Source organism: Paenibacillus oleatilyticus, from assembly GCF_018998565.1.
Taxonomy (GTDB): Bacteria; Bacillota; Bacilli; order Paenibacillales; family NBRC-103111; genus Paenibacillus_G; species Paenibacillus_G oleatilyticus.
On record NZ_JAHNZO010000033.1, the window covers coordinates 55,043 to 75,774 of the forward strand.

22 protein-coding genes are annotated in these 20,732 nt (G+C 55.2%); 16 read left to right on the forward strand and 6 right to left on the reverse strand.

Translation table 11 applies throughout. The features are described from left to right. Positions 1 to 29 precede the first annotated feature (29 nt). From KQX66_RS30380 to KQX66_RS30410, 7 genes are all read left to right on the forward strand, one after another. Positions 30 to 818: an IclR family transcriptional regulator gene (locus tag KQX66_RS30380; RefSeq protein ID WP_216797053.1), complete on the forward strand. Its 789-nt coding sequence runs from the start codon at positions 30 to 32 to the stop codon at positions 816 to 818. Positions 819 to 915: 97 nt separating this feature from the next. After that, a complete protein-coding gene (locus tag KQX66_RS30385; RefSeq protein ID WP_216797055.1) occupies positions 916 to 1,863 on the forward strand; it encodes a DUF1177 domain-containing protein in 948 nt (315 codons plus the stop codon). Between the two features lie 37 nt (positions 1,864 to 1,900). Further along, on the forward strand, positions 1,901 to 2,581 hold the full coding sequence (locus KQX66_RS30390) for an AroM family protein (RefSeq protein WP_216797057.1): 681 nt from the start codon (positions 1,901 to 1,903) through the stop codon (positions 2,579 to 2,581). Between the two features lie 37 nt (positions 2,582 to 2,618). After that, the gene (locus KQX66_RS30395; RefSeq protein WP_216797059.1) at positions 2,619 to 3,566 is read left to right on the forward strand and encodes an aminopeptidase; all 948 of its coding nucleotides are present in this window, start codon (positions 2,619 to 2,621) and stop codon (positions 3,564 to 3,566) included. A gap of 175 nt (positions 3,567 to 3,741) precedes the next feature. Next, positions 3,742 to 4,329: a DNA-3-methyladenine glycosylase gene (locus KQX66_RS30400; protein WP_216797061.1), complete on the forward strand. Its 588-nt coding sequence runs from the start codon at positions 3,742 to 3,744 to the stop codon at positions 4,327 to 4,329. A gap of 12 nt (positions 4,330 to 4,341) precedes the next feature. Next, positions 4,342 to 4,656 carry an MGMT family protein gene (locus tag KQX66_RS30405; protein WP_216797063.1) on the forward strand — a complete coding sequence of 105 codons (315 nt, stop codon included), beginning with the start codon at positions 4,342 to 4,344 and terminating at the stop codon, positions 4,654 to 4,656. Positions 4,657 to 4,706: 50 nt separating this feature from the next. Next, the gene (locus KQX66_RS30410; protein ID WP_216797070.1) at positions 4,707 to 5,345 is read left to right on the forward strand and encodes a TVP38/TMEM64 family protein; all 639 of its coding nucleotides are present in this window, start codon (positions 4,707 to 4,709) and stop codon (positions 5,343 to 5,345) included. 52 nt (positions 5,346 to 5,397) lie between these two features. On the opposite strand, the gene KQX66_RS30415 is transcribed toward KQX66_RS30410, so the two are convergent. After that, the gene (locus KQX66_RS30415; RefSeq protein ID WP_216797073.1) at positions 5,398 to 6,300 is read right to left on the reverse strand and encodes an AraC family transcriptional regulator; all 903 of its coding nucleotides are present in this window, start codon (positions 6,298 to 6,300) and stop codon (positions 5,398 to 5,400) included. A 267-nt stretch (positions 6,301 to 6,567) separates the two neighbouring features. Here KQX66_RS30415 and KQX66_RS30420 point away from each other — a divergent pair, with 267 nt between their 5' ends. Then, positions 6,568 to 7,365: an SDR family NAD(P)-dependent oxidoreductase gene (locus KQX66_RS30420; RefSeq protein WP_216797076.1), complete on the forward strand. Its 798-nt coding sequence runs from the start codon at positions 6,568 to 6,570 to the stop codon at positions 7,363 to 7,365. Positions 7,366 to 7,580: 215 nt separating this feature from the next. Here the strand turns inward: KQX66_RS30420 and KQX66_RS30425 are convergent, their stop codons facing one another. Both KQX66_RS30425 and KQX66_RS30430 read right to left on the reverse strand, forming a co-directional pair. Further along, positions 7,581 to 8,165 (reverse strand): PspA/IM30 family protein, encoded by a 585-nt coding sequence (locus tag KQX66_RS30425; protein ID WP_216797078.1) that lies wholly within the window; start codon positions 8,163 to 8,165, stop codon positions 7,581 to 7,583. Positions 8,166 to 8,219: 54 nt separating this feature from the next. After that, positions 8,220 to 8,447 (reverse strand): PspC domain-containing protein, encoded by a 228-nt coding sequence (locus KQX66_RS30430; RefSeq protein ID WP_216797080.1) that lies wholly within the window; start codon positions 8,445 to 8,447, stop codon positions 8,220 to 8,222. Between the two features lie 245 nt (positions 8,448 to 8,692). On the opposite strand from KQX66_RS30430, the gene KQX66_RS30435 reads away from it, so the two are divergent. Beyond that, the gene (locus tag KQX66_RS30435) at positions 8,693 to 10,060 is read left to right on the forward strand and encodes a sodium-dependent transporter (RefSeq protein ID WP_216797082.1); all 1,368 of its coding nucleotides are present in this window, start codon (positions 8,693 to 8,695) and stop codon (positions 10,058 to 10,060) included. Between the two features lie 96 nt (positions 10,061 to 10,156). Here the strand turns inward: KQX66_RS30435 and KQX66_RS30440 are convergent, their stop codons facing one another. From KQX66_RS30440 to KQX66_RS30450, 3 genes are all read right to left on the reverse strand, one after another. Continuing rightward, complete coding sequence (locus KQX66_RS30440) at positions 10,157 to 11,206, reverse strand: NAD(P)/FAD-dependent oxidoreductase (RefSeq protein WP_216797091.1); 1,050 nt, start codon at positions 11,204 to 11,206, stop codon at positions 10,157 to 10,159. 37 nt (positions 11,207 to 11,243) lie between these two features. Then, on the reverse strand, positions 11,244 to 12,248 hold the full coding sequence (locus tag KQX66_RS30445) for an ABC transporter substrate-binding protein (RefSeq protein WP_216797099.1): 1,005 nt from the start codon (positions 12,246 to 12,248) through the stop codon (positions 11,244 to 11,246). 69 nt (positions 12,249 to 12,317) lie between these two features. Continuing rightward, positions 12,318 to 13,169, reverse strand: a complete 852-nt coding sequence (locus tag KQX66_RS30450) for a helix-turn-helix domain-containing protein (protein ID WP_216797101.1) — start codon at positions 13,167 to 13,169, stop codon at positions 12,318 to 12,320. A 285-nt stretch (positions 13,170 to 13,454) separates the two neighbouring features. Here KQX66_RS30450 and KQX66_RS30455 point away from each other — a divergent pair, with 285 nt between their 5' ends. From KQX66_RS30455 to KQX66_RS37595, 7 genes are all read left to right on the forward strand, one after another. Then, positions 13,455 to 14,135, forward strand: coding sequence for a futalosine hydrolase (locus tag KQX66_RS30455; RefSeq protein WP_216797103.1), 681 nt, complete (start codon positions 13,455 to 13,457; stop codon positions 14,133 to 14,135). Next, entirely contained in the window at positions 14,132 to 14,971 is an 840-nt protein-coding gene (locus KQX66_RS30460; RefSeq protein ID WP_216797105.1) for a 1,4-dihydroxy-6-naphtoate synthase, read from the forward strand. The genes KQX66_RS30455 and KQX66_RS30460 overlap by 4 nt, the downstream gene beginning before the upstream one ends. Before the next feature lie 60 nt (positions 14,972 to 15,031). Next, positions 15,032 to 15,616 carry a YdeI/OmpD-associated family protein gene (locus KQX66_RS30465; RefSeq protein WP_216797107.1) on the forward strand — a complete coding sequence of 195 codons (585 nt, stop codon included), beginning with the start codon at positions 15,032 to 15,034 and terminating at the stop codon, positions 15,614 to 15,616. 353 nt (positions 15,617 to 15,969) lie between these two features. Then, on the forward strand, positions 15,970 to 16,644 hold the full coding sequence (locus tag KQX66_RS30470) for a YceI family protein (protein ID WP_216797109.1): 675 nt from the start codon (positions 15,970 to 15,972) through the stop codon (positions 16,642 to 16,644). Between the two features lie 174 nt (positions 16,645 to 16,818). Then, positions 16,819 to 16,962, forward strand: coding sequence for a hypothetical protein (locus KQX66_RS30475; RefSeq protein ID WP_010500226.1), 144 nt, complete (start codon positions 16,819 to 16,821; stop codon positions 16,960 to 16,962). Positions 16,963 to 17,061: 99 nt separating this feature from the next. Next, positions 17,062 to 19,008: an ABC-F family ATP-binding cassette domain-containing protein gene (locus KQX66_RS30480; RefSeq protein WP_216797111.1), complete on the forward strand. Its 1,947-nt coding sequence runs from the start codon at positions 17,062 to 17,064 to the stop codon at positions 19,006 to 19,008. A gap of 101 nt (positions 19,009 to 19,109) precedes the next feature. Next, complete coding sequence (locus tag KQX66_RS37595) at positions 19,110 to 20,639, forward strand: AraC family transcriptional regulator (RefSeq protein WP_216797113.1); 1,530 nt, start codon at positions 19,110 to 19,112, stop codon at positions 20,637 to 20,639. The last annotated feature ends 93 nt before the right edge of the window (positions 20,640 to 20,732 follow it).

The following is a 20,732-nucleotide window of genomic DNA, read 5'->3' on the forward strand; positions in this document are numbered from 1 at the left end:
GCAATTATGGGTTTGGGGGCTAAGCTGTCATGCTGAAAACATTAGATAATGCGCTGGAGCTTTTGGAATATTTTACAAGGGAAACGCCGTCTTGGGGCGTGCGGGAATTGGCGAAAGAGATGGACATGAGCCACTCGATCGTTCACCGCATCTTGACGACCTTCGAGTCCCGCGGATTCCTGATTCAAAACGACGAAACGAAAAAGTACGAGCTGGGAACGAAGCTGTGGGAATACGGTTCGATTATTAGGGATAACCTCCGTATTTCCGATGTGATCCTGCCCGTTATGCATACATTATCCGAGGAAACGGGAGAATCCGTGTTCCTTACCTGGCTGGACGATCATGAAGGGATCTGCGTGGAAATTGCGGAAAGTCCGCAGCGGATCAAATATGCGATGTCTTCGGTCGGAGACCGGACGCCGCTCTATGCCGGAGCCTCCAACAAGGTCATTATGGCGTATTTGCCGAAAGCCGATCAGGAGGCGATCATCGACAAGGGCTTGAAGCCCAAGACCGGCAAGACGGTCATCGATCCGGAGAAGCTGATGGGGGATTTGGCGGCGATTCGCAAGGCGGGCTGGGCTTACTCCGTTGGAGAATACTCCGACGCGACGTTCGGGATCGCGCTTCCGATTTTTAATAAGCGGCGTGAAATCGTGGCGTCGCTTACGCTCGCCGGGCCGGAGTACCGGATGCCGGAAGCGAAAGTGTCGGAGGTGCTGGATATGATGCGCAGAAAGCGCGACGAGATTGAAGCGTGCTTGCACAAGCTGAGCATTTCGTCGGTCGCCGGAAGGCGTCATCCGATATCCTGACAAGGAATGTAAGTATTCCCGCCCGCTGATCGCCGATCGCCGTCTGCCGATCGTTCGGAAAAACGCAAGTTTTTGAAGAGGAGAGGGGAATGACACCATGTCTTTACAGCAAACGCTGCTTGTTTACGAAACGATGGATAGCGCCTATGTCAACGGGCATCACATCAAAGAGCTGTTCGCAGCCTATCCGGAGGTAGAGGTCTCCGTCCAGACGGTACAGGGCGAGAAGGGCTCGACCGATTTTGTCAAAATTGTCATCCCGGGCATGAAAGGGAAGCGGAGCGGCGGGTCTGCGCCGACCTTCGGGATTATCGGACGCCTCGGCGGCATCGGAGCCCGCCCGTCCCGGATCGGCATCGTGTCCGATGCGGATGGCGCCGTGGCTGCGGTAGCCAGTGCGCTGAAGCTCGCGGACATGAAGCGAAAGGGTGATCATCTCCGGGGCGACGTGATCGTCACGACCCATATCTGCCCGGATGCACCGACCCGGCCTCATGAGCCGGTCGATTTTATGGACTCTCCCGTCGATATACTGACCATGAATCAATATGAGGTCGTGCCGGAAATGGAAGCGATCCTGTCCATCGATACGACGAAGGGCAACCGGGTCATCAACCATAAAGGCATCACGATTTCGCCGACCGTGAAGGAAGGCTATATTTTGCGGATCAGCGACGATTTGCTGCGCATCATGGAGATGACGACCGGTCAGCACCCGGTTACCTTCCCGATTACGATGCAGGACATTACGCCTTACGGCAACGATCTGTACCATATCAACAGCATTCTGCAGCCTGCGGTCGCTACGAATGCGCCGGTAGTCGGTCTGGCGATTACCGCGCAATCGACCGTTCCGGGCTGCGGCACGGGGGCAAGCCATGAGGTGGATATTGCTGCCGCGGTAAAATTTGCCGTCGAAACGGCGAAGGAAGTCACGAACGGCACCTGCTCTTTCTACAGCAAGGACGAGTTTGCGAAAATTCAGCAGCTTTACGGCTCGATGAAGGTTCTTCAGACGATGGGCGGCACGTCCGTCAACGCCTAATACCCGGTCCGGAGCGGATGCGCCGGCTGAAACGGAGATGGCTGAAGTGAAGAAATTAGGTACCGTTACCATCGGGCAGGCGCCCCGTCCGGATGTGACGCCGATTTTGGAACGGCACTTGGGGGACCGGGTTGAATTGCTTCAGGTCGGGGTGCTGGATGGGATGACGAAGCAAGAGATCGCCGCCTCGCTGTCTCCGAACTCGGAACACTATGTGCTGACCTCGCGGCTGGCCAACGGGGACGCCGTCGTGATGGCAAGGGAAAAAATCGCGCCGCTGCTCCAGCAAAAGATCGATTGGCTCGAAGAGGTGGGCTGCCGGCAGATCCTTGTTCTCTGCACGGGGGTATTCGACGGATTGACGACGAAGAATGCCCGTCTGCTGGAGCCCGACGAGCTGCTGGCCCCAATTGTCGCGGCGATGGTTCGCGGCATGCGGTTCGGCGTTCTCGTTCCTTTGGCCGAGCAGCAGGAGGCCTTGGCGGAGAAATGGAGGCATCACGGGCTTGATCCGTTCATCGCGGCCGCTTCGCCGTACGACTTCAGGGAAAAGCAGGCGCTTGCCGCATGCGCGCAGCTGAAGGACCAGGCGGACATCGTGCTGCTCGATTGCATGGGATATACGGAAGCGATGAGGGCGTTTGTCGCCAGGCATACGGGGCTGCCCGTGATTTTGTCCAATGCGCTGATGGCCAAGGTAATTTCGGAGATGATCTGAAAAGGCAAGTCAAATTTGCAAGATAGGAAGTTAGGCTATGGATACGTCTTTGATCAAAGTAAGCTGCGGCCTGCTGCAAAGCTGTCTCGGGCTCAAGCCGCACGAGAAGCTGCTGGTGGTCGCCGATGACCTGAAGAAAGACATCGGCGAAGCGTTATACGAGGCGGGGAAGCAGCTCGGCGCCGAGGCGATGCTGATGGTGATGAAGGAGCGGGAGAAGTCGGGACAAGAGCCGCCGTCGCCGGTTAGCGAGGCGATGAAGCGGGCCGATGTCGTCATCTGTGCGACCGAGCATTCCCTTACCCATACGAAAGCGCGCAAAGAAGCGGTGGCGCAAGGAGCCCGGTTAGCAACAATGCCGGGCATCACCCGGGATATGTTCCTGGAAGGCGCGATAGCTGCCGATTACGATAAAGTCCAACAGGTCACCGAGCAAGTGACCGACCTCCTCAGCCGCGGCAAGCGAGTACGGATCGAGAAGGACGGCAAGGTGCTGACCTTCTCCATCGAAGGGCGCAGCGGCATTTCGAGCACCGGCGTCTATGTGAATCCGGGAGAGTCCGGGAATTTGCCGTCCGGTGAAGGCTATATCGCCCCGGTGGAAGGGACCGCTTCGGGACAACTCGTGGTTGACGGCTCGATTGCGGACATCGGCAAGCTCTATAGTCCGGTGACGATTACGATGGAAAACGGCCGCCTCACCGAGGCGGAGGGAGAAGTTGCCGCGGAGCTGCTTCGGAAGCTCGGCGACGGCCAAGGCCGGCTCCTCGGCGAGTTCGGCATCGGCACGAACGACAAAGCCAGAATTACCGGCGTCGTGCTGGAAGACGAGAAGGTGTACGGTACGATCCACGTGGCCTTCGGCAGCAACCACACGTTCGGCGGAACGGTCGAAGCCGGGGTCCATATCGATCTGGTCGTGAACCGGCCAGACGTTTATATCGACGACGTGCTTATTTTAGACAAGGGCAGGCTGCTTGTTTAACCCGATGGGTGGGCCTGTTCTAAACCCAAGCGCCGTTAAGGGAGGACGCGAGACGTTCCTTTCCTTAACGGCGCTTTTCTTTTCGCGGCGAACTTGCTTCGAGGTGGCATTCCATTTACAATTTGTCTTTAAGGAGAAGTCGGTCGGTTGATCCCCATCATATGAGGTGCATGTTATGTCATTGAAGCCTCTCACCGCTTCATTTTTTCAACAGCCGACGCTGGAGCTGGCCCGTTCCTTGCTCGGCATGCTGCTCGTGAAGGAGACCGAAGCCGGCACGGCATCAGGCTGGATTGTCGAGACCGAGGCCTACATCGGCCCGGGAGATCGGGCGGCGCACAGCTTCGGCAATCGGAGGACAGCCCGAACGGAAGTGATGTTCGGTCCGCCCGGTCACGCCTATACCTATGTGATGCATACACATTGTCTCCTCAATGTGGTCAGCGGGCCGGTGGACCATCCGGAGGTAGTATTGATTCGGGCGATCGAGCCATGCATGGGAACGGAGCTCATGTACGAACGCCGCGGCCGGGATAAGAAGGAGCGGGAGCTGACCAGCGGCCCGGGGAAGCTGACGAAAGCGCTCGGCATTACGATGGACGATTACGGAAGGCCGCTCTTCGAATCGCCGCTCTATATCGCCGAAGGAAAAGCGTTCGGGCCGGTGGAGACCGGTACCCGGATCGGGATCGAGAACAGTGGCGAAGCCCGCGATTATCCATGGCGCTTTTGGATCGGCGGCAACCGGTTTGTCTCGAAGTAGAGGAGGTAGCGGATGAATCCATTTTCGCAGCGGGTGATCGAAATCATTCAAGGCATTCCGGAAGGGTATGTCATGACTTACGGTCAAATCGCCGGGCTGGCCGGAAGTCCGAGGGGGGCCAGACAGGTCGTGCGCATTCTTCATTCGTCAAGCGGCAAGCACGGACTGCCCTGGCACCGGGTGGTTAACGCCCGGGGGGAAATTGGAATCCAGCAAGAGGAAGGCCGCATGCTCCAAATGCTGTACCTTCGAGGTGAAGGCGTCGAGGTCGCCGACAACGGACAACTTGATTTGGACCGGTGGCGCTTCATTCCGCTTGACGAGTAACGGCTCTGAAGGCACGGAATATCATCATGCCATTTCGGGGGAGTAGGTTTATGTTCAAAAAAATAAGCTTAGCCCTCCTCTACGCCGTCATGGCTTTCCTCATCTACAGGTACGGGGAAGAGATTGTGGGGTGGTTTCAATCCTCCAGCGACATGGCTCTGGTCATCGTTGCGGCAACGGTTATGGCGTTGTTCCCGGTTATCCCCTATCCGGTTGTCGGCGGGGTCATTGGCGCGGCATTCGGGCCGGTGCTTGGTGCGGCGATCACATGGGCGGGCTCGACGGCGGCTTCGCTCCTGATGTTTTTATTTGTCCGTTACGGGTATCAGGAATGGGGCCAGCGAATGCTGTACCGCTACGAACGTCTCGGCAAGCTGACCGTTCTGTTCGAGCGGAACGCCTTTCTGACCATCCTCTTCGCCAGGCTCATTCCTTTCCTTCCGTCGATTATCATCAATGCGTATTCCGCTTTAAGCCGCGTTTCCTTTGCCGCGTATGCCGCGGCGTCCGCGCTGGGCAAAATCCCGGCCATGCTCTTGTTCGCGTTCGTAGGCAATACTTTGATGACGGAGCCGGGAGCGGTATGGATTACTCTGGGAATTTACGGGGGCTTCCTCGCGGTCACGCTACTGGCCTACCGGCAATGGAAACGAAGCAAGGAGCCGGTTCAAAGCAACCGGCAGGCATGAAAAAGAGAGGCGCCGTTGTACGTCGTTTGAACCTTCGTTGAGCAGGGGGATTTCATGCGTTTATTACCTTCAGGCGCTTTATATCTTGTATAGGTGAAAAACCAAACATTCGGGAATATTCACGGCTGAATTGCGACGGACTTTCATAGCCTACCCGGAATGCGACATCCGCGGCATCTGTTGACTCGGATAATAACAGACGCCGTGCTTCCTGCAGTCTCAGTTGTTTTTGGAACTGAATAGGGCTCATAGCGGTTACCTCTTTAAAGTGCCTATGTAGCGAAGAAGCACTCATATTCGCTATTTCCGCAAGCTCCTCAATCCGAAAGGACCTATCATAGTTATTCATGATATGTTTGATAACGTCTCTGATTCGTTTGGCGCTGCTTCCATCTATAGAAATTTGTTCCAGTATAACTCCGTGCTGCCCTTGCAGAACCCTGTAGAGAATTTCCTTCGTGAAGAGAGGAGCAAGTACCGGGATATCCTTAGGGTTATCCAGCAAACGTGCCAACCTGATTACCGCATCCAACAAAGATAATTCCATCCGGCTGACAAACATACCTCGCTTAGCGTTTTCTTTCGGGCCAACTCGTATGTCAGAATCGCTTAAAATCTCTAAGATTTGACTCGGGGTAAATTCAAGTTTGAGAGACAAATACGGAACTTGGGAAGAGGCTTCCATGACTTGGCCGGTAACCGGCAAGTTAACGGATGCAACAAGGTAATCGGCAGGACCGTATCTAAAGCGCTCCTGTGCCAGCAATACCTCCTTCACACCCTGAACGACCATGCAAAAGGAAGGATTGTACACTCCAAAATTTGATCCAGTAACGTTAGATCGACGAGTGAAAAATAAAGACGGAATTGCAGTCGCGTGAACACCGTCCTGGCCTGAATAACGCTCAATGAGTTTGGCAAGCTCCCCCTGCTGTTCATATATTCGTTCAGACATAAACTCCTCCTGTTCCTCCATTCTTGATAGTTCCATCATAATTCAGATTCGTACGTAACGTAAATGGCTGTGAGAGTATTAGGCAATCATTTGAGAAGAATGAGATACCGATCGCCTTTTCATTTGCTGCATAATAAGGATGCCGAAGCAAAATGAGAAGGGAAAAACCAACCTAACCACAGCGGTGATATCTGATAATTACTTGAATTTTCAGACACTGTCCAAATTATTAGAGGTCAGTATGCCAAGTTAAAGGGGAAGATTAGGATGGATAAACAGGGGAAATATACAGTTATTACCGGAGCAAGCTCCGGTATAGGTTACGCGACAGCTAAAGCTTTCGCAAAACGTAAGAAAAATATCATACTTGTTGCTCGCCGCGAAAACAATCTGAATGAACTGAAAAGAGAAATTTTGCGGGATATTCCCGAGCTGGATATTGTGGTGAAAGCAGTCGATATATCCGTCAGTCAAAACGCCCATCAGCTCTATCGAGAATTAAATCAGTATCAAATCGAAACATGGATTAATAATGCAGGTTTCGGTAGTTATGACCGTGTTTCCGGTCAAGACTTGGAAAAGATTGAAACAATGCTGCGCCTCAACGTGGAAGCCCTAACTATATTTTCGTCCTTGTATGTGCGTGATTATAGAGACGTGGATGATACACAATTAATCAATATCTCTTCAGCTGGCGGATACACACTCGTGCCAACGGCCGTTACCTACTGTGCTTCCAAGTTTTTTGTCAGCGCGTTTACCGAGGGGTTGGCCCATGAACTGAAAGCCGCCAATGCAAAATTACAAGCTAAAGTTTTGGCGCCGGCGGCAACCAAAACCGAATTTGGAAAAGTGGCAAACAATACGAGCGAGTATGACTATGACAAAATTTTTAATTCATACCATACAAGCGATGTAATGGCCAATTTTCTCTTGCAGCTTTATGATAGCAACATGACTGTTGGTATAGTTGACAGAGAAACCTTTGAATTCAGACTTAGTGAACCACTTTTTGCTTATGCAGGTGATTCCAAGAATAACCAAAAAGTCCGACTGAACGATTGACACAGCTCAATTTTAAAGCGGTGGAGCGATTTATCGACGGCTGCCGTTGCCGTTGAACCAGAGATAGCAATAAAGCCGATTACACCATTAGAGTGGTGAAAACCGGCTTTTTTCAATGTTCAAAACTCCTTAGCGTTTTGCTGGCGGTGCCCCGAGTAGGAAACGTGTAAGAGGACGGGGGCTAGCCGCCCCTCCTACTTAATTTATCGACAAACTTATCGCTGAGCGGCAGGCCGGCGGTGAAGCTCCGCCAACGCTTCCGATTGCATAATTCGTTCTTCGATCCGCTCAAAGCCGCGCGCGGCTGCGCCGCCCTCGAAGCTGTACAGGAAGCGGGATGCCGAAGGCTTCACTTGGGCTTCCGCTTTCTGAGCGCGGGCCACAAGCTCCGTATGCTTCTCCTGCATGGCCGCGTAGGCCGCTTTCGTCTCCTCCAACTGCTGCGAGAGCTCTTCCGAGCGCTGCTTGGCGGCTTCGTACCACTCCGAGCATTCCAGCGACTTGTCCAGATAATGCAGCTTCGCTTCGACCGCTTGGCGGGCTTCCGCTTCGCGGCCGTCGGCTAGCGCTTCGGCCGCATTTTTCTCGCATTGAGCGGCCAGCCGGTTGTAGGCGTCGATTTGCATTTTCAACGACCGTTCCGTGCCGGACTGCTTGTTCAGCGTCCGATGGACCGCGTCGATTTCCTCTTTCATGGTACGGAGGTAGTGATTCAGCATCATCACCGGGTCCTCCAGCTTGCTCAGCGCCTCGTGTGCGGCGGCTCTCGATAGATCGGATAGTCTGGTTAATACTCCCATGGTTGTTCTAGCTCCTTTTGTCGTATTTTATCGTTTCATGTAGATTTACGTAGATTAATAGTTATGATAAGGGTTCATGACTGCGTAGTCTTCGTACGGCGCTTTCGGGACAAGCAGGCTGAGAACAAAATAGATCAGCGTGACGGTGCCGAAGCTGCAGAAGGCGGCGATGACGACCAACAGACGGACGAGCGTCGCGTCCAGACCGAAATATTGCGCGAGACCTCCACAAAGGCCGGTCAGTCTGCTGTTGCTGCGGGAGCGGTATAATCTTTTGTTCATAAAAACATTCTCCTTTCGAATATATATCTTTCATTTTCGTTAGTTATTTGTTTTGTGCTTGCTTCATGTCTTTATTGTAGTCTGATCGCCTTCTTGCGAAAACCGACCTGTGGCGGTTTTTGAACTGGACCTAAGGAGGGGAAGGCATTCTACCTAAGTCGGAATAAATGTAAAATATTTCCTTTAGACAAAGGACGTAATTTGTTTATACTAATGCTATCCTATAAAAGTTGGGGAGTAAGAATATGAGAAATGATCAAGGTTCTGAAAACGTTCCTAAAGCCAAGGGAGAGAAGGGGGAAAGGTTTACGACAAGCGGCTTCATTCTGGCCGCGATCGGGAGCTCGGTGGGGCTCGGCAACATGTGGAAGTTTCCTTACATTACAGGCAAGCATGGGGGAGCCGCATTTTTTCTGTTGTTTATTGTTTGTTTGATCGTCGTAGGGCTGCCGGTACTGTTGGCCGAGATGACTATCGGCCGGGGCGGCCGGGCGAACGCTTCGCTGGCTTTCTACAAGCTGACCAACAAAAAGGTATGGGGCTACTTTGGTTTTTTATCCGTCCTTACCGCTTTTTTGGTCATGTCTTACTACGCTGTCGTTGCCGGGTGGACGCTGCATTATACCTTGGAATCGTTTACAGGAATACTGTTCCAGCAAGGCGCCGATTACAAGGACAAGTTCCTTACGTTTGCGGGCGGGTATTGGCCTGTGTTCTGGCAAGCCGTCGTTATGATCCTCACCGCCTGGGTTATTGCGAGGGGCGTCTCCGGGGGGATCGAGAAGTTCAATAAAATTTTGATCCCGGGCTTCCTGATCATCCTGCTGGTGCTGATGGTCCGTTCGCTTACGCTTCCCGGCGCCGGCGCCGGAGTCGAGTTTTTCTTGAAGCCGGATTTCTCCAAATTGGACGCGGAGTCCGCTCTCGTTGCCTTAGGGCATGCCTTCTTCTCCTTATCGCTCGGGATGGGGATCATGATCACGTACGGATCGTATGTCGATAAGAGGCAATCCCTCGGCAGCGCAACGTTGGCGATCGGCTTCGGGGATCTGATTTACGCATTTATTGCCGGGATCGTTATATTTCCGACCGTCTTCTCTTACGGCTTGAAGCCTAGCGAAGGGGTAGGGCTGGCGTTCATGGCGCTTCCTGCCGCGTTCGCTCAAATGCCGTTTGGCGCGATCTTCGGAGGGTTGTTCTTCCTGCTGCTGGCGATCGCCGCGCTGACTTCCGCGGTCTCTATTCTGGAGGTTCCGGTTGCGTATGCGATGAACCGCTGGGGCTGGACCCGGAAGAAAGCGGCCGTGATCGTGTCCGCCGTATGCTTTGTGGTCGGAATCCCGTCCGCCCTCTCGGTTGGCGGCGTGCTCGGCTCCTTCACCCTTGGCGGAAAGTCGATCTTTGATTTGGTCGATTTTATGACGTCTTATGTGCTCATGCCAATTGGCGGCTTGGTCGTTACGCTGTTTACCGGCTACGCTTGGAAATTGGCCGGGGAAGAGGCGGGACTGACCAGCTTCTGGTACCGCGCCTGGATGTTCCTGCTGAGAGTCGTATCGCCGATTATGATCATTCTGGTGTTCCTGTATTCCGTCGGCCTTCTGTCCTTTTAGGACGGGAAGGGAATTATAAAACAAGAGAAGGGCAGGAGCCCTTCTCAGGCTGTCGGGAAATTTTCGACAGCCATTTTTTATATCTTCCTAAAAGACTTATTTTATCAATTGCTTAATCAACTCACGGTTTCTGCTCTGAAAAATGTCATTGTGGGAAGAAACCATGCCGCTTGCGTGCGCTTCCGGCTGAATGTACAGCTTGGCCTGGTTGACTGCATTTGCCGCGTCATGAAACGCTCCGGCAATCAAATGCACTTTCCCTTCATATGAAATAATGTCTCCCGCCGCAAAAATCCCCGGCTCGGATGTAGCACTGTTCGACTGGCCGGCCAGGAAGTATTCGTTCGCCATCTCAAGTTTTACCTCGCTATTTTCCAGCAACGATCTGTCCCGTTCATAGCCGTGATTGATAATCACTTCGTCAATGGTCAGCTCCCGTACTTCGCGCGTCTCATGGTTGGTCAGCTCCACCCGCTCTATCTTCTCCTGGTTGGAGGCCGCAATCAGCTTCGTAATTGTCGTGTGAAAGAAGCATTGGGCCGAGCTGTTCAGCAGCTGCTTCACCTGTGCCTCATGGCCGGATAGCGTATCCTTGCGATAAGTCAAATACACCTGCTTGGCGATGGGCTCCAACTCGTTAGCCCAGTCGACCGCCGAATTTCCTCCGCCGGAAATAATGACGGTTTTATCCTTAAACCGTCTCAGCGATTTGACGGTATAGCTCAGGTTGGATACCTCGAACTTCTCGGCGCCCTCCAAATCGATTCTTTGCGGCTCCAAAATGCCCCCGCCGATGGTAAGAATGACGGTTTTCGTGTAATGCTGCTCACCGGAAGAAGTATGCAGGACGAATACGCCGTTCTCGCCACGCTCAATCCGCTCTACTTTTTGATTCAATACCACAGTAGGATCGAAGGTTAACCCTTGCTGGACAAGCTGCTCGATCAGCTTCTCACCCAGCGTTGGCGTCAGACCGCCGACATCCCAAATCATTTTTTCCGGATAGACATGGACTTTCCCGCCCAGTCTTGGCTGATATTCGATCAGCTTGGTCTTCATTTCTCTTAGGCCGCTGTAAAAAGATGCGAACAGCCCGGCCGGCCCTCCGCCGATAATCGTGACATCAAACAGTTCCTCGTTTTTCATCCGTGATCCTCTCCTATGCTAAGATTAGCGACACGTTCTATTTTGCCAAAATATGTTTTACGATCGTTTTGACCCCCAGCTCAATTCCCAACGGCCCGCCCGCCGCAATCGAGCTGTCTAGGGCGTACATATGCCCGTTCTTAATGGCTTGAAGAGAGTTCCAGGCAGAATCGCTTTCCAGGTTTTTCAGATAGCCTTGCAATTTTTTCGAAGAGCCTCCGATATCGGCAACAAACATATAATCGGGGTTCATCGCTGCCAGCCCTTCCAGGGAGATCTGCTCCCCTTTTGTGGACATGTCTGCGTATTTGCTTGGCGGGTTTAAAGCAAGACCGCTTTCCTTGTTGAAAACAAACTGTGTGGTAAAGCCCCAGAATTGCTTGTCACCCAGCATAATCACACCAAAGGTTTTGTCGCTGAATGTTTTCAACTGTTCTTTGGAATCGGCAATCAAGGTTTCAATCCGTGAAATTTCATCCTTGGCCTTTTGCTCTTTGCCGAAGATTTTTCCGTATTCTTGCAGTGCGCCCTGCCAATTGTTTTCATTGCTGTCCACCGTTACAACCGGGGCTATTTTCTCCAGCTTATCGCCGTAGCTCCCATACCGACCCGAGACCATGATGATGAGATCGGGGCCGATTTCCACCAGCTTGTCCAGATTGGGGCTCGTCATGGAGCCGATATCGGCAATCGGTTTGTCCTTGTATGGCGCGAGAGATTCCCATTCCTTCAGTACATTCAGATCTGTCGCCGCTACAGGGGATTCATCCAGCAAAAACAAATGCTCAAAATTGCGGAAGAACAAAAGCGCTACTTTCTCGGGCTTTTTTTCCAGTACGATCTCGCGTCCAAGAGCATCTACATACGTTCTCGGCCATGTTCCCGTTTCCTGACCGGCTTTTTCGGGAGTGGCGCTTCCCTCTTTTGCCGGGGCTGTGCTGTTTGCTGCTGAAGGATGGTTAGGTTCCGGCGTTCCGCCACAACCGGCTAAAATACCCGCCACAAGTGCGATAGAGATGAATAGTCTCATAAGTGCTTTCATTCTGACCCTCCGTTGTAACTTGAGTTTTGCTTGTAAAACGAAGCTACGGTCAGTTTAGCAAAACGTATTTTAGAGAGGAATGGAGCCATCCTGAAATCCATATGGATTATTCCTGAATCGCCCCCGGAACTCAGCCGGAGAGACGCCCGCCTGTTTTTTAAAGATACGGCTGAAATATAAGGCGTCTGCATAGCCGACGCTTTTCGCCACCTCGCCGATCGGCGCGTCGTTAGCCAGCAGACATTCCTTCGCCCGATTCAGACGATAGGCCATCAAATATTTGCCGGGGCCCATGCCCGCGTACTTCTTGAAGACATAGAACAAGCGATTTTCGTTGATGTCGTTTTGTTCAGCCAAAGCACGCACGCTAAGCCCGTCCATATAATGCTCGTGTATGTACTTGGATACTTGCTCGAATAACGCTTGCTCGCCATCGCTGCTTTGATTTCGCACACAGACAAACAGCTCCTCCAAGACACAGCGAAACAACGTTTCTGTCTGAAAAGCGGAAATCCCGCCCGGCTCACCCGAAGAGCGCCACAACAGCTCAAGCAGCTCCGTCAAACGGGGGCTTTGTCCCGGGGTAAGCTGAAAATGCGTTTTGGACAAGGAAAATCCGGACGGCTCGGGCGCGCATACGCGGTATAAAACAAGCAAGTACTCCCATCCGGCGTTGCCGAGAACCCTCCGATTCAGTGGCATACGGGCGCCGCCGTGCACGACATGGCCCGGAGCAAGCGTATAGGACGTTCCGCTGAAATCAAACTCAGCCTTTCCTCTTAGTGGGAAAACAAAGCCTGGGAAAGGCTCCGTATAGTCATCGCAGCTCATGCCCGGACCGCGCACATAGCGACACACTTGCTCGACTTGAAAAGAGGTACGCGCAAAATGCTCGGCAAGCTTGTTGATGTCCATCTTCATTTCACACACCTCCTGCAATCAAGCACCACTGCTCTATAGGCTCATCTACTCCACTCCACTGGGACGAGCGATCGCGTTCCTTCTGGTAAAGTTACACAACTTAATCATACTTGTATTGAGATTGATAATCAATATCAACTATCGTTCGATAAAAAGCCTGCAGCGCGACGGCGGCAGAAAGTTTACATCATTCCTCATAAGTATTAAAGTTAAAAAGAAGGAAGACAGTCGTTTTCGGAAAACAATGCCCGATGGAAAAAGGGTGCCGTGAAGGAGAAGGTAACGATGGCTCATGAAAACAACGCCAGCCGGGAACAGACGGGGCTGCGCGTATTGGTGATAACGGCCGTTCCGGCCGAGCGGGATGCCGTGCTGCGCGGGCTGCGGGGCGACGCCCGGTTCGACGTCGTAGCCGGAGGCGTCGGCCCGGCCGCGTCGGCGGCAAGCGCCGCGAAGGCCTTGGCTGCGGCCGAGTACGGCCTGGTCGTCAGCGCCGGGATCGGCGGCGGCTTTCCCGGCCGGGCGGAGATCGGCTCGCTGGTGGTGGCCGACGCGATCGTCGCCGCCGATCTGGGCGCCGAGACGCCCGAAGGCTTCCGCAGTGTGGACGAGCTGGGCTTCGGCTCCAGCCGGATCGCGGTCGACGCCTCTCTCGCTGCGCGATTGACGGAGGCGCTGCAAAGAGCCGGGCTGCCGGCGCATACGGGTCCGGTGCTCACGGTATCCACCGTGACCGGCACGGCGGCAACCGCCTCGGAGCTGGCGGCCCGGGTGCCGGGGGCGGCGGCCGAGGCTATGGAAGGCTTTGGCGTGGCGGTAGCCGCCCGCGACCGCGGGTTGCCGGCGCTGGAGCTTCGCGCCATCTCGAATGCGGTCGGCCCGCGCGACCGCGAGGCCTGGCGGATCAAAGAAGCGCTGGACGCGCTGGAAGCGGCGGGCGCAATTTTACTGGAGGTGCTACGATGAAGATCGCTTTTTCTCCTTGCCCGAATGATACGTTTGTATTTCACGCTTGGGTTCACGGGCTGGTGCCCGGGGCGCCGAAGCTTGACGTGACCTATGCGGATATCGATATTACCAATCGGCTCGCGGCGGAGCCCGGAGGGCCGGACGTGCTCAAAATATCGTTCGCGGCGCTGCCGTGGGTGCTGTCCGAATACGCGCTGCTGCCTTGCGGAGGCGCACTCGGACGCGGATGCGGGCCGCTGGTACTCACGAACAATCCGGCGGTCAGCGCCGAAGGCCCTGCCGCTTTGGCCGGGCGGCGGGTCGCGGTACCGAGCGACCGCTCGACCGCGTACTTGCTGTTCCGCTTGTGGGCGGCGCAGCAGGTGCCGGGCGGCGTAGGCGAGATCGTCGTGATGCCGTTTCACGAGATTATGCCTGCGGTGCGGGACGGTCAAATCGATGCCGGGCTGGTCATCCACGAAGCCCGGTTCACGTACCCTTCGTACGGCTTGACCCTGCTGTCCGATCTGGGCAACTGGTGGGAGGCGGACACGGGCCTGCCCATTCCGCTGGGGGCGATCATTGCCCGCCGGTCGCTGGACCGCACGGCGATTGCCGAATGGGCCCGCGCCTCGGTCAAGTACGCGTGGGAGCATCCCCAAGCCTCCCAGGACTACGTGATGAGCCATGCGCAAGAGCTTTCTCCGGAAGTGGCGCGCGCGCATATCGACCTGTACGTGAACGAGTACACGGCGAATCTGGGCGAGAGCGGCTACGGCGCGGTGGAGGCTCTGCTGGGCCGGGCGGCGAAGGAGGGACTGGTTCCGTCCTTCGACTTGTCCCTGCTGCGCTGAGGTGCGGGGCGAACCAACCAACGGACGGATAAACTACTTGGCCCGGGAGGCGAGAAACGCATGTCCAAGAAAGAGAGCGAGCTGCCGATCTTATTATTTGCAGACCAGCCGACATGGGAAGCTTGGCTGGAGCAGAATCATGCCGCATCGGCCGGAGTAAGGCTGCGTTTGGCGAAGAAGCAAACGGATGTCGTGACGTTAACGTATCAGGAAGCGCTGGAAAGCGCCTTGTGCTACGGCTGGATCGACAGCCGGAAGGAAGCTTACGACGAGAGCACCTGGCTTCAGCGGTTTACGCCGCGCGGGGCGAAGAGCATCTGGTCCAAGGTGAATAAGGACAAAGCGGAAGCGCTGATCGCCAGCGGCCGGATGCAGCCCCCGGGCCTCCGGGCGATTGAAGCCGCGAAGCAGAACGGGCAGTGGGACAAGGCTTATGAGTCGCAAAGCCGCGCCACGGTGCCCGACGATCTGCAAAGCGAGCTGGACCGCAATCCGCAAGCCAAAGCTTTCTTCGAAACGCTCGACAGCCAGAACCGGTACGCCATCTTGTTCCGGGTCCACAGCGCTAAAAAGGCGGAAACGCGAGCGAAACGAATTCAGCAATTCGTGGCTATGCTGGAGCGCGGCGAGAAGATTTACCCGTAGGAGCCAACAAGCGAGGCCTTCGGCCCCCGAGGGTCTCGCAAAATTTTTAATCTTATTTTAATCTTCGCTTCAGTTAAAATTAAGGCAGACCGGTTACGATAGGCTTCAACACACGGAGAAGGCTTGATATTCGCGCTCTTTTGCACTACTCTATGTAGTGTAACCGGTGCTGATGATTCCGTGCTGATAAAGCAGGACTCGATGTCTTTTGGCATCAGGCGTGCGGGGATTTTTATCGCCAATTACACTACATCATGTAGTGTTGTCGAGGGGGACCAAGGGGCCAAGCGAATCTGCCCACGAAGAAAACAGGCTGCATCGCAGCTCATATGACGAAGGAGGAATATTAAATTATGAAACTGAAGTTGGTTGCTTTTGCTGTAGGGGCTATCGTAGTCGTCGGAGGAGGCTATGCTGCTTACGATTATTATGCGGGGAACCATGTGGCGGTACAGAACGTCATTCCTGCGAATGCTTCGGCGCAGGCCGCCGGGGGAGCCGTTGAAGCAAGCAAGCTGGACGGGCAGTGGAATATCGGCCCGGATTCCAAAGTATACTTCTCGGTCACGACCTCCAAGGAAACCGTGAACTTCGAAGGCAGCGCAGTGAAAGGGAGCTGGACGCTGAATTCATCCGATCCGTCGAAGATGAAAGCCGAGGCGGCGCTTGACCTCAAATCGATCTCGTCCGGTAACTCGCAGCGGGACGAGCATGTCAGGGGGGAGAAGTTCCTGAACGCCGCTGCGAACCCCGAAGCCAAATTTACATTAAAATCGATCGAGAACTTCCCTAAGACGTGGAAAGAGGGAGAAAAGGTTTCTTTCGATATGACGGGCACGCTTACCGTGAATGGCAAACCCAAGGACGTCACGTTCAAGAGCGACGCGGTTTACAGCCAGGACGGGATCCGTATGGAAGGCAGCACGGTCGTTACCTTCGAAGATTTCGGCTTGAAAAATCCTCACGCGGTTGTCGTATCCACCGAGAACAACGTGACCGTGCAATTAAGGCTCATCCTGAAAAAATAGACTGCCCCGTTCACCACAATCGCGCATTCGTTGGCTGCCGGACACGAAGCCGTACAACCGTAGCGTGAGACGTTGTGGGCGCTCATCCGGACGGCGACTGCCGATGAAGCTTGCCAACCGCCTGTCCGGTATGGTAAAGTTGTAAATAACTTGAACAAGAGGAGGTGAGGTAGGATGAATCACGAGATGGTGAACAACCGTATTAGCCAGCTGTTGATGCTTTTGGCTGGCATTGTGCATGCTTTTTCCGTCAACGGGAGAGGTCTGTCCAAAAATGCCTATACGGTTTCACCATTCGCGAAAATAATCCTACCTTAACCGCAAACGGATGTCAGTCCGAAGAGCCGTAGGGATTTTTTCCTGCGGCTCTTTTTGTTGCATACCAAGGTTAGGATCACACAAGGAGGACTCCTTAAGATGATCGTTAACTGTCAAAATATAAAAGCGTACCATGGCGCACAGCTTGTTCTTGAAGACGTAAATTTGGATATTCAGCAGGGCGAACGTATCGGACTGATCGGCCGCAACGGCAGCGGCAAATCGACTTTATTGCAATTGATCGCCGGGCAGCTTCGTCCCGACGCCGGGCAGCTTACCGTCCGGAAAGGAACCCGAATCGGCTATTTGACGCAAATTCCGGCGGAGTTCGAAGGCCGGACCGTGTATGACGTGCTGGCTCTCGGCCATCGGGAGCTGCTGGAGTGCCGCTTGAAAATGGCGGAGCTGGAGAAGCTCATGTCGGAGCCGGGCGCTTCCGACGGCCCGGACCGGCTGGCCGGCTGGCTGGAGCAGTACGCGGCGCTGCAGGAGAAGTTCGAGCGCGAGGGCGGCTACGAGCTGGATGCCGTTATCGAGCGGGTCGCCGACGGCCTGCGGATTGACCGCGGAAGCTATACCCAGACGTACGCCACGCTGTCCGGAGGAGAGAAGACCCGCATCAATCTGGCCTCGCAGCTGATTCGCAAGCCGGAGCTGCTGCTGCTGGACGAACCGACGAATCACCTTGATCTGCATGGCGTCGAATGGCTGGAGGACTATTTAACCCAGTACGACGGTTCGTGCCTGATCGTCTCGCATGACCGGTATTTTTTGGACCGGGTCGTCACGAAGATCGTCGAGCTGGAGGACGGCGAATCGCAGTCGTATTTTACCAACTATACCGGCTATATGAAGGAGAAGGAGGCGCGGCTGCTTCAGCAGTTCGCCGACTATCAGGAGCAGCAGAAGAAGATCAAGAAGATGATGGAGACGATCAAGCAGCTGGAAACGTGGGGGTGGATCGGCGATAACGGGAAGTTTTTCCGGCGGGCGGCTTCGATGCAAAAGGCGTTGGACCGCATGGAGAAGCTGAAACGACCGGTGCTGGAGGCGAAGAGCGCCGATTTCGGGCTGACGCAGGCGGACCGCTCGGGACGCAAGGTCGTGACGCTGGAGGGGATCGGCAAAAGCTACGGGAGCCGGAAGCTGCTGGACCGGGTCGACGGAGCGCTGGCTTACGGCGACAAGGTCGTGCTTATCGGGAAGAACGGGTCGGGGAAATCGACCTTGGTCAAGCTCATCCTCGGCGAGGAAGCCGTCGACGAGGGGCGCTTCGAATGGGGCGCGCGCGTGGACATCGGCTATTTGGCCCAGCAGGAGTACCCGGATGGGCCGAAGAAATCGGTGCTGGATTACTTTCGCAGCGAAGCGGGTCTGGAGGAAGGGGAGGCCCGGGGGATTTTGGCCAAATATTTGTTTTACGGCCCGGACGTGTTCAAATCGGTCAACCTGCTGTCGGGCGGGGAGTGGACGCGGCTGAGGCTGGCGCTGCTGGTGCTTCGCAAGCCGAATCTGCTGCTGCTCGACGAGCCGACGAACCACCTGGACATCGCCTCGCGGGAAGCGCTGGAGGAAGCGCTGGAGACATTCCCGGGCACCGTGCTCGCCATCTCGCACGACCGCTATTTTATCAACCGGCTGGCCGGGTGCATCTGGGAGCTGGACCATGGCAGGATCACCGTCTATCTGGGCAACTTCGACGAGTATCAGGAGAAGCGGAAGCCGCGCGGCGGCTCGGGCGTTCAGAGCGGGGTAGCCGCCTCTCCTGCGACCGTGAAGGCCAAGTCTGCGGTTCCGGCCGCGCCGCAAGGCAGGTCGAACGGACGCGGGAAAGCGGCGGACCGCAGCAGGGAACGCGACACGCTGGAGCGGTCCATTGCCCAGGCGGAGGAGCGGCTCGCCGCCTTGGATGCCGCCATGCAGGAGCAGGAGGCGGGTACGGACGCTCTTTTGCTTAGCGAGCGATGGGCGGAGCGGGAAGCCGTGCAGGAAGAGCTCGACCGTCTCTATGAGCAGTGGCTGGCGGCGGGAGAGGGAGAGGAGTAAGCGGGATTCCATGTTGCCGCCGGTCCGCATTTGCCTCTACAATGGGAATGATAAGGCTCTGACAACCATAACCAGAACAGGGTCAAGGGAGGAACTGCTCGGTGGACCGCGGCACATGGAATTGTTACGCATTCGATTTCGTCGATATGCAAATGAAGCAAATCTCCGAGGTCTGGACTCTCCGGACGAATTCGGATTCTGGTACGAACCGGCTCGTCTTTGTCATAAGCGGCGAAGGGGAGCTCTACGCTTCCGATGCCGGCATTCGCTTGGAAGCCGGTAGCCTGTTCGTCTGCCAGCCGGGCCGGAATCCGTACACGGTTCGTGCCGTGCGAGGCGGGCTGGCGATTTACTACATCGAGTTCGCTTCGGCCAAAACGTACAGACAGGGGCAGCAATGGGCGGTTGAGGATTGCCCTTTGCCCGTTCAAGGGATCGTGCAAGGCATTCCCGTTCCTATCGTCCGCCGGTGTATGGAGACCTTGTACGAATGCTGGAGCGCGGGCTCCGGGGTAGAGGTGCATCGGGTTCAGGCAGGCCTGACCGAGCTGTGGCAGTCGATCCTGACGGCGGGCACGGATGAGAAGGAGCCGGAAGCTTCGCAGGCTGTGATCCGCAGCATTCAGGACTACTTCGACGAGCATTATACCGAGACGTTCCCGGTAGAGGAGCTGGCGTGTGCGTGGGGGATGAAGCCGACGTCTTTTTTCCAGAGCTTCAAGCGCAGCACCTCCCAAAGTCCGCTCCAATATATTACCGCCAAGCGGATCGAGAAAGCCCGCGAGCTGCTGGCAACCCGCGACATGAAAATAAAAGAAGTATCCAAGGCGGTCGGCTATGCCGATGCGTATTATTTCAGCCGAATTTTTAAAAGTGCGGTTGGGGTGTCCCCGGTCGAGTACATGCAGTCGTTTCGGAAAACGATCGTCGTGCTTAATCCGTTCCTCTGGGCAGGGTTAACAGCGCTTGGGATTCCGGGCGACCGTATGGTCGTCCTGTCCAAAGAGGAGCACAGCGAGGACCCGGCGGTCGAATTCGATCTTGCGCCGATGCGCGCCCGGCAGCCCGATCTGATTCTCGGCTCCGAGAAGGCGGCCGTCTGGTACGACGGCTTGTCCGAGCTCGCCCCGACCCGGCTGATTCCGTACAAGCGGCAATCGTGGCGGGAGCACCTGATGCAGCTGGCGGCGGCTATCGGAATGGAGGAGGTCGCCGTCTATTGGATCCGGTCTTATGAACGCAAAGCTGCGGCGGCCCGTCATCGAATTCATCAATCGCTGCGGAATGAGACGGTGCTCGCGGCCCGCATATGGCGGCATGGGCGAGTTAGAGTATTCGGCGAGCAGCGGCGCAAGGTCGGAGATTTCTTATACCGGGAGCTTCAGTTGAACGCCCCTGCGCGCATCCGCGGTTTCGCTTTCGAGGAGCTCGATAGCGTCGGGAAGCTGAATGATTATGGAGCAGACCATATCCTTCTCTTTACCGAGCCGGGCTTAGACGCCGGCTGCATCCACGAGTTGAAAGGAAAAGTATATCAGGCCGGCGAGTATCCTTGGCTGCATTATTCGGCGCTCGGCCACGAGAAAGCGCTCGCCGAAGCTGTCGAATTGTTTACCAAGCGGGAGTTTTGAAGAAAAATACAGGTCTTGGCGAAGATTCGTCTATTTTAATCCGGGGCGTTTTCTGTACAATTTTATAGTGAGAATGAATATCACTATCATTGA